At 65.4% G+C, this 12,333-nt stretch carries 11 protein-coding genes and 1 pseudogene; 5 read left to right on the forward strand and 7 right to left on the reverse strand.

Annotated features, from left to right (window positions below):
* Positions 1-288 precede the first annotated feature (288 nt).
* A pseudogene (locus B3T59_RS17430) lies at positions 289-1,673 on the forward strand (LLM class flavin-dependent oxidoreductase).
* Positions 1,670-2,878, forward strand: a complete 1,209-nt coding sequence (locus B3T59_RS17435; protein WP_287004488.1) for an acyl-CoA dehydrogenase family protein — start codon at positions 1,670-1,672, stop codon at positions 2,876-2,878. The pseudogene B3T59_RS17430 and the gene B3T59_RS17435 overlap by 4 nt, the downstream one beginning before the upstream one ends.
* Before the next feature lie 6 nt (positions 2,879-2,884).
* Here the strand turns inward: B3T59_RS17435 and B3T59_RS17440 are convergent, their stop codons facing one another.
* The gene (locus B3T59_RS17440) at positions 2,885-3,529 is read right to left on the reverse strand and encodes a TetR/AcrR family transcriptional regulator (RefSeq protein ID WP_287004489.1); all 645 of its coding nucleotides are present in this window, start codon (positions 3,527-3,529) and stop codon (positions 2,885-2,887) included.
* A 163-nt stretch (positions 3,530-3,692) separates the two neighbouring features.
* Here B3T59_RS17440 and B3T59_RS17445 point away from each other — a divergent pair, with 163 nt between their 5' ends.
* Positions 3,693-4,229 (forward strand): hypothetical protein, encoded by a 537-nt coding sequence (locus B3T59_RS17445; protein ID WP_197494621.1) that lies wholly within the window; start codon positions 3,693-3,695, stop codon positions 4,227-4,229.
* A gap of 14 nt (positions 4,230-4,243) precedes the next feature.
* Here B3T59_RS17445 and B3T59_RS17450 read toward each other — a convergent pair whose 3' ends face one another.
* On the reverse strand, positions 4,244-5,617 hold the full coding sequence (locus B3T59_RS17450; RefSeq protein ID WP_287004490.1) for an ATP-binding protein: 1,374 nt from the start codon (positions 5,615-5,617) through the stop codon (positions 4,244-4,246).
* A 453-nt stretch (positions 5,618-6,070) separates the two neighbouring features.
* Here B3T59_RS17450 and B3T59_RS17455 point away from each other — a divergent pair, with 453 nt between their 5' ends.
* Positions 6,071-6,928 (forward strand): glycoside hydrolase family 16 protein, encoded by an 858-nt coding sequence (locus B3T59_RS17455; protein ID WP_005205398.1) that lies wholly within the window; start codon positions 6,071-6,073, stop codon positions 6,926-6,928.
* 259 nt (positions 6,929-7,187) lie between these two features.
* Here the strand turns inward: B3T59_RS17455 and B3T59_RS17460 are convergent, their stop codons facing one another.
* Genes B3T59_RS17460 through B3T59_RS17470 form a run of 3 tightly spaced genes read right to left on the reverse strand, consistent with a single transcriptional unit; the run spans position 7,188 to position 10,447 of the window.
* Complete coding sequence (locus B3T59_RS17460) at positions 7,188-7,922, reverse strand: helix-turn-helix domain-containing protein (RefSeq protein WP_376782612.1); 735 nt, start codon at positions 7,920-7,922, stop codon at positions 7,188-7,190.
* Between the two features lie 3 nt (positions 7,923-7,925).
* Entirely contained in the window at positions 7,926-9,116 is a 1,191-nt protein-coding gene (locus tag B3T59_RS17465) for an NAD(P)/FAD-dependent oxidoreductase (RefSeq protein WP_005205395.1), read from the reverse strand.
* The gene (locus tag B3T59_RS17470; protein WP_005205394.1) at positions 9,113-10,447 is read right to left on the reverse strand and encodes an FMN-binding glutamate synthase family protein; all 1,335 of its coding nucleotides are present in this window, start codon (positions 10,445-10,447) and stop codon (positions 9,113-9,115) included. Before B3T59_RS17470 ends, B3T59_RS17465 begins: the two co-directional genes overlap by 4 nt.
* Between B3T59_RS17470 and B3T59_RS17475 the strand changes: the two genes are divergently transcribed.
* Entirely contained in the window at positions 10,446-10,583 is a 138-nt protein-coding gene (locus B3T59_RS17475; RefSeq protein WP_156527431.1) for a hypothetical protein, read from the forward strand. The genes B3T59_RS17470 and B3T59_RS17475 overlap by 2 nt on opposite strands.
* Positions 10,584-10,678: 95 nt before the next feature.
* Here B3T59_RS17475 and B3T59_RS17480 read toward each other — a convergent pair whose 3' ends face one another.
* Positions 10,679-11,410, reverse strand: coding sequence for a protein glxC (locus B3T59_RS17480; RefSeq protein ID WP_005205392.1), 732 nt, complete (start codon positions 11,408-11,410; stop codon positions 10,679-10,681).
* Positions 11,398-12,294 carry a glutamine amidotransferase gene (locus B3T59_RS17485; protein ID WP_005205390.1) on the reverse strand — a complete coding sequence of 299 codons (897 nt, stop codon included), beginning with the start codon at positions 12,292-12,294 and terminating at the stop codon, positions 11,398-11,400. Before B3T59_RS17485 ends, B3T59_RS17480 begins: the two co-directional genes overlap by 13 nt.
* Positions 12,295-12,333: the final 39 nt, after the last annotated feature.

Genomic DNA, 12,333 nt, shown 5'->3' on the forward strand with positions numbered 1-12,333 from the left:
TCCGTCGGCTTGTTCGTTGCTGTCGAATCTCGGACACGCGTCCTCCTAGACAGTTCTGCCAGACGGACGGTGTGCACCCGCCGACACCTAGTGTCGCGGTTCGGCCGCCGAGTCGTATCCGCAATCGGATACGCGAGTTATCGGCGCCGAACTACCTAGGAGACTGCCGGCTACTCGCCGAGGCCACCCGGAGGAGCGAAGATCTCCTGCAGCCACCTCTGGTCGCCCCTTGTCATCACCCTGATTCCAAGTAGTCATCACGTCGGGCGCGGTCGTAACGTCACGCGCATGGCCCAACCCGTACCACTGAGATTCGCCGCGTTCGTGATGAACACGACGTCGCACATCCTGCACGGAGCCTGGCGCGCACCGGAGGCGCAGCAGACGAACTTCAACGACCTCGATCATTGGATCTCGCTCGCGAAGACGTTGGAGCAGGCCAAGTTCGACATCATCTTCTTCGCCGATGTCGTCGGCCTCTACGACGACTACCAGGGCGACTGGAAGAAGTTCGTCGACTCGGGACTGCAGATTCCGAGCAACGATCCGCTGGTCCTCGCTTCGGCATTGGCCTCGCACACCGAGAATCTCGGTATCGCCGTGACCAGTTCGATCCTGCAGGAGCACCCGTTCGACTTCGCGCGCAAGATCTCGACACTCGACCACGCATCGCGCGGCCGGATCGCGTGGAACATCGTCACCAGCCTGTCGAGCAACGCGTGGCGCAACTTCGGCTACGACGGTATCACGCGCCACGACGACCGTTACGCCTGGGCGCAGGAGTACGTCGACGTCGTCTACAAGCTGTGGGAGGGCTCGTGGGACGACGACGCGCTCGTCCAGGACAAGGAATCCGGTCTGCACGCCGACTTCGACAAGGTGCACAAGATCCATCACGTCGGCGAGCGGTACCGCGTCGAGGGACCGCATCTCGTCGCGCCATCTCCGCAGCGCACACCTGTTCTCTTTCAAGCAGGTTCGTCACCCGCAGGACGACGCTTCGCCGCCCGCAACGCCGAGGCGCAGTTCATCGTCTCGCCGAATCCCGCTGCGGCGAAGGGACTTATCGACGACACTCGACGGCTGGTTCTGGAGCCGGGCGTGATCCGCAGGATCTCACGTTCTTCCAAGGGCTTTCGTTCGTGATCGGCTCCACCGAAGAGGAAGCCGCGCGGAAGGCACGCGAGCTCGACGACCTCATCGACCCCAGCACGATCATCGCGCACTCCGCCGGCGGACTCGGCATCGACCTCGGCCACTACGATCTGGATACGCCCATCGGGGACATCGAGACCCAGGGCACCCAGAGCACCCTGCTATGGCTGCGCGAGGCGGTATCCGATCGGGAGCCGACGGTCCGCGACCTCGCTGAGTTGCGCAGCCGCTCAGGACGAGTCGTGGGAACTCCCGAACAGATCGCCGACCGCCTCGAGTTGTGGCGAGACGCAGGCGTCGGCGGCGTGAACGTCATCAATGCGACCATCCCGGGGAGCTACGTCGAATTCGCGGAGCATGTCCTGCCGGTTCTGTGCGATCGTGGTCTGGCACAACGTGATTACGCACCGGGCACCGTGCGTGCGAAGTTGACCGGTCGCGACCGGCTACCGGATACGCACCCCGCTGCGGGCTACCGCGGCGCATTCACCACGAACCGTGAAGAGGTGTCGGCATGACTGCGGCAACGAGAGTCGTCGCCGATCGTGCTTCGGTGCTCGCCGAGATCGCAGCCGGATCGGCCGAACGTGAACGGGCGGGCCAGGATCCGCGTGTTCAGATCGAGCTACTGCGTGACGCAGGACTCACCGCTCTCACACTCGACTCCGAACACGGAGGTGGCGGAGCCGATGTCGTCGAACTCGTTGAGTTCATCATCGATCTCGCGCGGGCCGACCCGATCGCCGCGCACATCCTGCGCGCGCACTACTGGTTCGTCGAACAGGTGAAACGTCTTCCCGACGGGCCAGTCCGTGACCGATGGAGTGCCCTGATTGCCGACGGTGCCATCTTCGGCAACGCCACAAGCGAGCGAGCCGGTACGGCCGGCGCTCGCAGATTCGCCACGACCATCCTCCCCACCGATACCGGCTGGCTACTCTCCGGCGAGAAATTCTATTCGACCGGAACGGCTTTCGCCGATTTCATCGCCGTCCAAGCGACGGTCAACGATGCACAGGGCGGAGAACGACTCGCCCGCCTCATCATTCCCGTCGACCGCGCGGGTGTCTCGGTGATCGACGACTGGGACGGAATCGGCCAGCACCGCACGGGGACCGGTTCGACGCAGTTCACCGATGTGGTGATCAACGCCGACGACATCCTCGGGATCGTCGACCTCGCGGCAGCGGATGCTCCGCGAATCGCCAACGACGCTCCCCTGCTTCAGCTCTTCCTACAGGCGCTCATCACCGGAATCCTGTTGTCGGTGAACGACGATGCGATCGAGCTTGTGCGTGGTCGCACACGCACCTTCGACCACGCACCGGCCGACGAACCACGTCACGATCCCGTGCTACTCAAGACAATCGGCGAGATCGACGCCACTGCACACGTCGCACGCGCCGCTGTTCTCGCCGCAGCGCGCGACGTCGAAGCGGCATTCGAGTGCGCGCGGCAGGGCGTGATCGATCCCTCGCTGTTCGAGCGGGCCTCCGTCGCCGCCGCGCGCGTGAAGGTGCACGTCGACTCCGTCGCATTGCCCGCTGCCACAGCACTATTCGATGTTGGCGGAGCGTCGTCGGCCAGTCGCGCACGCAATCTGGATCGACACTGGCGCAACATCAGGACGATCACACTGCACAACCCGACGTCGTACAAGGCGATCGCACTGGGCGATCTTGCGGTCAACGGCACCGCGCTTCCGGCGAACGGCTATTTCTGAACCGACCTACGTCGAACTGCTTTCAGTCTGCGCGTCGTCAACAGCCGGAGAGTCTGGCCCATACATCGTCAACCAGTAGGCGCGGGCGAGTGATGCGGCGAACTCGGCGTCGAATTTCTCCGGGGCGTTCGTGAGGTCGAGGAGGCTGCCCCGCGTGGTGACGGTGATGAATCGTGCGGTCTGGTCCGGATCGAGGTCGGCAGGGGCGAGACCGTCGACCTGATCCTGTCGCAGGCGTTCGGCCATCTTTGCCATGTACAGCTCGAGGAAGCCGCCGAACTCGGTCCGTAGCCGGGCGTCGACGTCGACCGTTTCGAGGAAGGCGCGCCAAATCGGGCCGTGCTCACGCCCCAGCTGGAACATGCGGCTGATGGTGTCAGCGAGGTCGTCGGGGCCCATCGGCTCGGTGCGCATCCACCACTGGTCCGACACTTCCCAGAACGCGGTGAAGAAGGGTTCGGCGGCGTTCTCGATCAGATCGCCCTTGTCGTCGAACCATTGGTAGAAGGTCGATCGGGACACGTTGGCAGTCGTCAGAATGCGTTCGACCGGGACGTCCGCGTAGCGCACACCCGACTCGAGGATGGTGCCCACGGACTCGAGGATCCGTGCCCGGGACGAGGTTCGACGCTTGACCGGGGCCCGTGACATGCAGGTCAGAGTACTCGCCGATGCCCACGCGCAGCGTCCTTCACGAAGGGTGCAGACGAACGACGGACAGCGGCGTTCATCACGTTGACGAACTCTTAGCGCCGTTGATGAAGTCTTAGCGCCCCGGATGCTGTCGTCGGCCAGGCGTCGGGCGTAGACCGAAGTGGTGACACTGTTCGACATACTGCCCTCTCTGAAAGGGGTCACCGTGGCCAGATCGTTCGATTCGACGAAGTGGCGCTTGCCCATTCGATGCTCGGGGTGCGACATCCTCGTCAACGACATGTCGCTGCGGGAGGAGTCGTTGCGGCGCAAGGTCGCGTTCTTCCTCGATGAGTCGGGCGAGCCCGTCAGTCAGGCGCTGTGCCCCGAGGCAGTGTGGTTTCCCGCGCTCGTCACTCGAATCAGCAGTGCGCAACTCACCGCAGAACGCGCCGTGCTCCACGTCGACGCCGCGCTACCGCTCACCACCGCCATCGACGACGTCGCCTTCCCGGGCAACGAACTCGCCGGTGCACACCTCGTCGACATCACGGTGGTCGACACGTCGGGGCATCGCCGCACACTCAACGCGGAGCTACCCGCGCACGTGTCGGTGACGGGGACCATCGTGCTGGCGCTGCGCGGCGTGTCGACGCAGCTCCCGACGGTCGAGAGCGCACCCCGCCGGAGCCCGCTGACCGTCGACGGTCAGCGGTAGCCGACAGCGGCTCGCTACAGGTAGGTGCCCGTCGGCAGTGCGGCCTCGTGCGCGCGTGAACCGATGACCGACAACAGCGTCGCGGTCGTGAGTGCGGCTCCGTCGACGAGGATCGCGCGACGTACCAGCTCGCTCACATCAGCGCCACTGCGATCGCGAGGCAGTGCTGCGACGACCCGTGCGACATCGACGTCGCGAGCGCCGATTCTCGCGAGCACACCGGACAGAATCGCTTCTGCCGCAGCATCATCGGGCGGATTGAGCTCGATCACCGAGTCGAAACGGGCTGCACGCGTGGCGGCGCCGTCGAGCGCGCGCGGATCGTTCGTCGTCGCGATCGTCAGGACGCGGTCATGGGCCGTCGCGCCGTCGAGTGCCGACAGCAGCGCACCGAGTGCGGAGTCGTCGCCGTCGCCCCGGCGTCGGACGTAGAGGTCGACGTCGTCGAGGATCACGACGAGCGGTCCGAGGACATCGGCCATGGCGTAGACGGACCCGAGCTTTGCCATGACTGCGGCGGATTCGACGAGGACAACGGTGAAATCGCCGAGCAATTCTGCGGCGATCGTCCGAGCGATCGCCGTTTTACCGACGCCGGGAGGTCCGGCGAGCAGCAGACCACGACTCGTCGACATCCCCGCCGCGGTCAGGATTTCGTGCCGAGACGTGACAGCGGAGATACTCAGATCCACCTCGCGCCAGACGCTGTCGGGGATGGCCACGTCGGCGCGGGTTGTCGACGGCGCAGGGGCAGCCGACAGCGAGATCTCGTTGTAGTCCACCGATACCGATAACACTCTGCCGCGCAGCGGGTTACGTGCATCGATACGACGACGCAGCTCGACCACGGCACGAGACACCATGCCCCGGAGTTCATTCGGCGCATACAGCGAGATAGTGGCTCTCGAGTTGGCATCGCTGAGCAACGACGAAATCACCAACGGTTTACTGCCGAAGGGGTTATCGGGGGTGAAGGCCAGCGAGATGTCGGCGGGTACCGAGAACTCGTCGTCGCCGACGCTGCGTTCTGCCCACCGCGGAGGTGCGTCGTCTTCGTCCGGACCGATTGCGGGCGAATGCCTTTCGATCAGGTCGCCGAGAACGAGACCTGCGGCGATTCTACTGGCCGGGTTGATGGACATGACCTGCACGAAGAGTTCGTTCCGGTCAGCACAGAGATGTGTTGTCAGGAAGGTGTCGATGGACACAGGGTCTGCGGGGAGCGCATCGTTGAACAACTGCGCGATCACGGTGACGGCGCGTCGTACATGGGGGTGCTCCCTCGCGAGCGCGTCGAGCGTAGATGTTGTTGCGGGCGTGGTGTCCTCCTTCTGCGGCAAGCGTGTCAGCTTGGCACTGGTCGACGACGCGGTGCAACTGGTTTTCACGCGACGAGACCCCGCCTTGGCCAGGCGGGGTCTCGCGAAGGGATGGAACAGCGCCGATCAGTTGACCCACACCCAGTTCCAGCGACGGGTGCGCGAGTCGAAGCGACGCACCCGGCGACGACGCTGTGCCGGAGCGGGGTTCTGGCGCTGCTGCTGGTTGTTGTTCGGGATGGGCATGACTACCTCTTTCACTTCGGCGGACCGCTCGTCGGTGAGCGCTCTCTCTGACATCACCGACAATGCCAACCGAGACTTGCGAGGCACTCGACGTCGGCTGGGAGATCGCTGAGTCACTTGGAGGCTGGGAGGTGGCTGGGACGCTGAATGCCGTTGATAGGCGCGGCATCACAGATTGCTACACGGATTCGCTGTTCGGCTGGCAGACGAGGCGATCGTTCGATAGTGTCCGAATTGTCATCACCGGGGGATAGCACCGACGAGGAGAACGTCCCGATGAATCGACGCCCACCCCGGCCGACCCTCCCCCACTCGATACGACGCCGCGTCACATCAAGGCTGCGCCGCCTGACCGGTCCGATCGCACTCACACTTGTCGCATCGTTGACGGCCCTTGGGTTCTCGCATGTCGCGCCGGCTCGTGCGGCCACTTTGGTGTGGTCAGACGAGTTCAACGGCGCGGCAGGCAGCTCACCGTCGACGTCGAACTGGAACTTCGAAACCGGCGGCGGTGGCTGGGGCAACAACGAGTGGCAGACCTATACCAACTCGCGGCAGAACTCCTACCTCGACGGCAACGGTCGTTTGGTGATCGCGGCACGCTCCAACGGGACGTCGATCACGTCGGCGCGCCTCAACACCCTGGGCAAGGTGGCATTCACCTACGGGACGGCGTCGGCCAGGATCAAACTTCCCGCGGGCAAGGGTCTACTGCCGGCGTTCTGGCTGATGGGCACCGACATCTACTCGGCGGGTTGGCCCGAGAGCGGTGAGATCGACGTCATCGAAACTCCCTCTGTGACAACGGCATACACGAATCACCTGCACGGTCCGACGACGTCAGGCGGGACATGGCAACTCGGCAACTCCGGTGCGATCGCCGATCTGTCGACCGACTTCCACACGTACTCCGTCACGAAGTCGAAGGATGCGATCACCGTCGCGCTCGACGGGCGGACGGTGGGCAGCTACCGGGCGTCGCAGTTGAGCGCCGACAAGAAGTGGGTGTTCAACAAGCCGACGTACCTCCTGCTGACGCTCGCCGTCGGCGGGAACTGGCCCGGCGACCCCGACCTCACGACGCCGAACCCGTCGTACATGACGCTCGACTGGATCCGGGTCTACTCGAGCTGAGGTGGTCTCGACAAGCTCGACCAGCGGGGGTTGGCTCGGCCGGCGGGTGGGTGGCTCGACCGGCGAGCGGGCCCTCTTCCGCTGATTGAGCCGGCCGCGAGCGCAGCGAGCAGCCGAGTCGAAATCACCTGCGGTGGTCTCGACAAGCTCGACCAGCGAGTAGGGCTCGACCAGCGGGGGTTGGCTCGACCAGCGGGGGTTGGCTCGACCAGCGAGTAAGGCTCCGCCGGCGGGTGGGTGGCTCGACCGGCGGGGGTGGTCAGATGGCCGAGTCCGGGAACGCGATGACCGAGAGGAACCGGATCGGGAGCTCGACCAGTTCGACCGGCCCGTGCGCGCCCTCGCCGTCGAGTTGCAGCGAATCGCCGGGGCTGAGTCGGTAAACCGAGCGTGAGTGCGCGTAGTCCATTGTTCCGTCGAGCATGAAGATGAACTCGGTGCCCGGGTGCTGGAACAGCGGCTGCGTCACCGACTTCTCGGTGAGCGTCACCAGGAGGCATTCGAGGCGCTTGTGCTCGCCGCGAAGCGAGCCGAGCATCTCGTATTCGTGGCCCTCGCGCGATCCCTCGCGCACGATCTGCGAGCCCTCCCCCGCCTTGACGAACACGGCGGACCGTTCGAGGTGGGCGCCGCGGAAGAGTGAGGTCACCGAGACGTCGAATGCGGTCGCAAGCGCCGCCAAAGTGCTCAGGCTGCACGAGGTCTGCGCGTTCTCGATCTTGGAGAGCATCGCCTTGGAGATGCCGACCTTGGCGGCCATGTCGCCGACCGACAGCCCCTCCTGCCTGCGGAGACGTCGGACGTTGTGCGCAATCGCCGATTCGAGTTCAAGTTCTTCGACGGGTTGATCGACGGGACGTTCGCGCGCGGTCCCCGACTGGTTACGGATCAGAGCGTCGTCGGTCACCTCGCCAGCATATCGGTAGACGGACTTCACTCCGGGTAGACGGCGAGGTCCGGCGGACGTCGGTGTTCCGCCGTACAGAGCACACATCCGCTACCGCATCTCGCCCGCGCCGACGTACGGGAATCTGGTCTTGAGCAGGTCACCGTCGTCGAAGCGGGACAGCCGGAAGTCGGATTCCGGGATGCGCGGATCGTTGCTGCGACCGTCAACGACGAGGTCGGCGACGAGACGCCCGACGGCCGGCGAGATCTTGAAACCGTGACCGCTGAATCCGGCGGCGATGACGAGTCCGTCGAGCGGACCGGTGGAGATCACCGGGTTCCAGTCGGGCGTGACGTCGTAGCAGCCCGCGTAGCTGCTGGTGATGCTCGCGTCGGTGAAGGCCGGGAATCGGGTGCCGACCTTGTCGACGGTGAGGTCGAGGAATGCCTCGTCGGCGCGATTGAGGTAACCGTCGGGGTTGGCGACCTCTAGCTCGGCGAGATCTGAGTTGCCGAACAGGATCTCACCGCGGACGTCCGGGCGCACGTACTGCAGCGACACCAAGTCCGAGAACACCGGCACCTCACCGAGTTCCATGCCCGGATGGATCATCACGATCTGCTCGCGGTGCACCGTGATCGGGACGTCGATGCCGTACCTGTCGAGGAAGGGCTTGGTCCAGACGCCTGTCGCGACGACGACCGTGTCGGCGGAGATGGTCGAGTGGTCGGTGAGTTCGACTCCGCTGACGCGCTCTCCGTCGGTCAGCAGACCGGAAACCGTGGTGCCCTGTTTGATTCGGACACCGGCAGCTCGCGCCGACGCCGCGAACGCCTGCGCAGTCTGATACGCGTCACCGTAGCCGCCTCGTTCTTCCCAGCCGAACGCGGCGAACGGTTCGAGATCGGCTGCTGGCCAGAGCTTTGCCACGTCGGAGATGTCCATCTCCTCGGTCTGCACTCCGACCTCGCGCTGGGCTGCAAGGCTTTTCCGAAGATTCTCGACGTTGGGCTCCCCGACTCCGACGACGTAGCCGGTCTGGCGGAAGCCGATGTCGGTGCCGAAGATCTCCTCGGCCTTTTCGAACACCTCGAGGCCGATGGCAGCCATGGCCGCGAGCGAACTGACACCGTAGTGGCAACGGACGATGCCCGACGACTTGCCCGTCATTCCTCCTCCGACGGTATCGCGCTCGCACACAACGACATCTGTGATGCCGCGCTGCGCCAGCGCCCACGCCGTCGCGACGCCCTCGAGGCCACCGCCGATGATGACGATGGATGCGGTTTCGGTACTCACAGACCCGCTCCCGTCCCGGGGATCCAGTTGGTACCCGCGAGCGGAACGCGCGCCATGGCCGCGGCCTCGATCGAGATCGCCACCAGGTCTTCGGGTTCCAGGTGATGCAGGTGTGCCTTGCCGCAGGCGCGGGCGATGGTCTGCGCCTCCATCGTGGTCACGCGCAGGAAGTTGGCGAGTCGGCGTCCACCGGCGATCGGGTCGAAGCGCGCAGACAGCTCCGGGTCCTGGGTGGTGATACCGGCCGGATCCTTGCCGTTCTGGAAGTCGTCGTAGAAGCCCGCGGCCGATCCCAGTGCCGCGTACTCGTCCTGGTATCGAGGATCGTTGTCGCCCAAGGCAATCAGTGCGGCGGTACCGATCGCCACGGCGTCGGCTCCGAGTGCCATGGCCTTCGCGACGTCGGCGCCGTTGCGGATGCCGCCGGAGACGATGAGCTGGACCTCCCGGTGCACTCCGAGCTCTTGAAGTGCCTGCACCGCTTGGGGAATCGCGGCGAGTGTCGGAATGCCGACGTGCTCGATGAAGACTTCCTGGGTGGCGGCCGTTCCGCCCTGCATGCCGTCGACCACGACGACGTCGGCGCCGGAATGCACCGCGAGCTTGACGTCGTAGTAGGTGCGGGTGGCGCCGACCTTGACGTAGATCGGCTTCTCCCAGTCGGTGATCTCGCGCAGTTCGTTGATCTTGATCGCGAGGTCGTCCGGACCTGTCCAGTCGGGGTGCCGCGAGGCGCTTCGCTGATCGATACCGACGGGCAGGGTGCGCATACCCGCCACACGCTCAGTGATCTTCTGGCCCAACAGCATTCCGCCGCCGCCCGGCTTTGCGCCCTGTCCGAGGACGACCTCGATCGCGTCGGCCTTGCGCAGGTCGTCGGGGTTCATCCCGTAGCGCGACGGAAGGTACTGGTAGACAAGGTTCTTGGACTGTCCGCGCTCCTCGGGGGTCATGCCGCCGTCGCCTGTGGTGGTCGACGTCCCGACCTCCGACGCTCCACGGCCAAGCGCCTCCTTCGCGCCTGCCGACAACGCGCCGAAGCTCATGCCCGCGATGGTGACAGGGGTGTCGAGGTGCAGCGGGTACTTCGCGTTGCGGGTGCCGAGCGTGACGTCGGTGCCGCAGCGCTCGCGGTAGCCCTCCAAGGGGTAGCGCGACATGGAGGCACCGAGGAACAGGAGGTCGTCGAAGTGCGGCAGTTTGCGCTTGGCGCCCCACCCGCGGATGTCGTAAACGCCTGTCTCCGCGGCGCGTTGGATCTCGGCGATGGTTGAGCGATCGAAGGTCGCCGACTCGCGCAGACCGCGCTGCGCGTTGCTGAGGTTGGACATGGGATTCTCCGTTGTGGGTAGTGGTCTCGACGGGCTCGACCAGCGGGTGTGGCTCGACCAGCGGGTGGGCTCGACCGGCGGGCGGGGCTCGGCCGGCGAGGTGGGTGGTCTCGACAAGCTCGACCAGCGAGAGTAGGGCTCGGCCGGCGGGTGGGGTGGTCTCGACAAGCTCGACCAGCGGTTGTGGCTCGACCAGCGAGGGTTGAGCGCTCGACCGCCGGGTGGCCGGCGTCAGTAGGCGGACGAGTTGTCGACGTGGAAGTGGTAGAGCTCGCGGGCGGAGCCGTAGCGGGTGTACGCGGACAGGTCGTCGTCCTTGAAGCCGGCGGCCTTGAGGAGTCCGGCGAGTTCTTCGAGGTGCTCGCTGCGCATCGGCTTGGCCACGCAGTCGGCGCCGAGGGATGCGACGGAACCCCGCACGTACAAGCGGGTTTCGTAGATCGAGTCGCCGAGGCCGTGTCCGGCGTCGCCGCGGATGACCAGGCGCCCGGCCTGCGCCATGAATGCGCTGCTGTGGCCGACGTTGCCGCCGACCACGATGTCGACACCCTTCATCGAGATGCCGCAGCGGGCCGCGGCGTCGCCCTCGACGACGAGCAGTCCGCCGTGGGCGGTCGCGCCGGCCGACTGGGACGCGTTGCCCTTGACGACGACGGTTCCGCTCATCATGTTCTCGGCGACACCGGTTCCGGCGTTGCCGTTGATGATGATCTCGGCCTGCTGATTCATACCCGCCGCGTAGTAGCCGACGTGTCCGTTGACGGTGATCTTGACCGGGGCGTTCACGCCTGCCGCGACGCTATGTGCGCCGTGCGGGTTGTCGATCATCACCTCGCCCGAGATGTCGCCGTGCAGAGCCGAATTGATCTCACGCAGTGGTGTGGTGTCGAGGTCGAAGTACAGATCGGTCATCGGATTCTCCGTGGGCGAGGATGTGGTTGGGGTTGCTGTCAGCGTGTCCATGCGTAGACCACCTCGGGCTCGGGCTCCCAGATGCGAGCCTCGTCGACTCCGGGAAGGTGTGCAAGAGCGCGATATTCGCTCGCCATCGCGACCCAGTCGGGTGTCTCGGCGATGACCGCGGGCTTGCAGGCGATGGCGTCACGGACAACCGCGAAGGAGTCGCGGTTGGAGACGAGGAGTGTGTAGAAGCCATCGAAGGTGGCACACACCTCTTTCAGTGCCGTTTCGACGTCCTTGCCCTGCGCGAGCTGATGGGCGACGAAGCGCGCACCGACCTCGGTGTCGTTCTCACTGTCGAATTCGACGCCCTGAGAGCGCAATTCGCGGCGGATCGTCGCATGGTTGGAGAACGAACCGTTGTGCACCAGGCACTGCTCCGGACCGACGGCGAAGGGGTGTGCACCCGACGGAGTCACAGCCGATTCCGTCGCCATGCGAGTATGTCCGACGCCCTGCCAGCCCGACGCCGATGCAAGGTTCCACTTCTGCGCTAGATCTCGTGGTGCACCAACACCTTTGAGCACGGTCAGGTCGGAGCCGAAGCCTGCGACGAGCGCCGTCGGAAAGGCGGAGCGGGCAGCGTCGAGGACGGTTGCCGAGTCGAGGTCCGCCGATACGACCAGCGTGTCGTCGACCTTCTGCGCGGCAACGGGTGTACCGAGCGTCGAGGTGAGAAGGGCTGCGGCGTCGGCAGGTTCGACGTCGGCGTCGAGGAGGCAGACGCAGCCGTGTCCGGCGGGCGCCCACTCCGGGTTGCCGTAGACGGCGATGCCCGCCGAATCAGCACCGCGGTCTTGCATCTCGCCGAGCATTCCGGAGAGGAGTTCCCCGAGGCGGGGATAGAGATCGGGGTTGCGCAGGTGCAACCCGACGATTCCGCACATGATGTGGACCTTTCGTTGGTTGGGGTGATCTCGACAAGC

Source organism: Gordonia sp. UBA7860 (assembly GCF_002500165.1).
GTDB lineage: Bacteria > Actinomycetota > Actinomycetes > Mycobacteriales > Mycobacteriaceae > Gordonia > Gordonia sputi.

Bases quoted from the DNA above. Each gene is read 5' to 3' on its own strand.
- B3T59_RS17435 (WP_287004488.1), top strand. From the start codon at position 1,670: ATGACTGCGGCAACGAGAGTCGTCGCCGATCGTGCTTCGGTGCTCGCC.
- B3T59_RS17440 (WP_287004489.1), bottom strand. From the start codon at position 3,529: ATGTCACGGGCCCCGGTCAAGCGTCGAACCTCGTCCCGGGCACGGATC.
- B3T59_RS17455 (WP_005205398.1), top strand. From the start codon at position 6,071: ATGAATCGACGCCCACCCCGGCCGACCCTCCCCCACTCGATACGACGC.
- B3T59_RS17460 (WP_376782612.1), bottom strand. From the start codon at position 7,922: ATGTGTGCTCTGTACGGCGGAACACCGACGTCCGCCGGACCTCGCCGT.
- B3T59_RS17475 (WP_156527431.1), top strand. From the start codon at position 10,446: ATGGGATTCTCCGTTGTGGGTAGTGGTCTCGACGGGCTCGACCAGCGG.
- B3T59_RS17470 (WP_005205394.1), bottom strand. From the start codon at position 10,447: ATGTCCAACCTCAGCAACGCGCAGCGCGGTCTGCGCGAGTCGGCGACC.
- B3T59_RS17480 (WP_005205392.1), bottom strand. From the start codon at position 11,410: ATGGACACGCTGACAGCAACCCCAACCACATCCTCGCCCACGGAGAAT.
- B3T59_RS17485 (WP_005205390.1), bottom strand. From the start codon at position 12,294: ATGTGCGGAATCGTCGGGTTGCACCTGCGCAACCCCGATCTCTATCCC.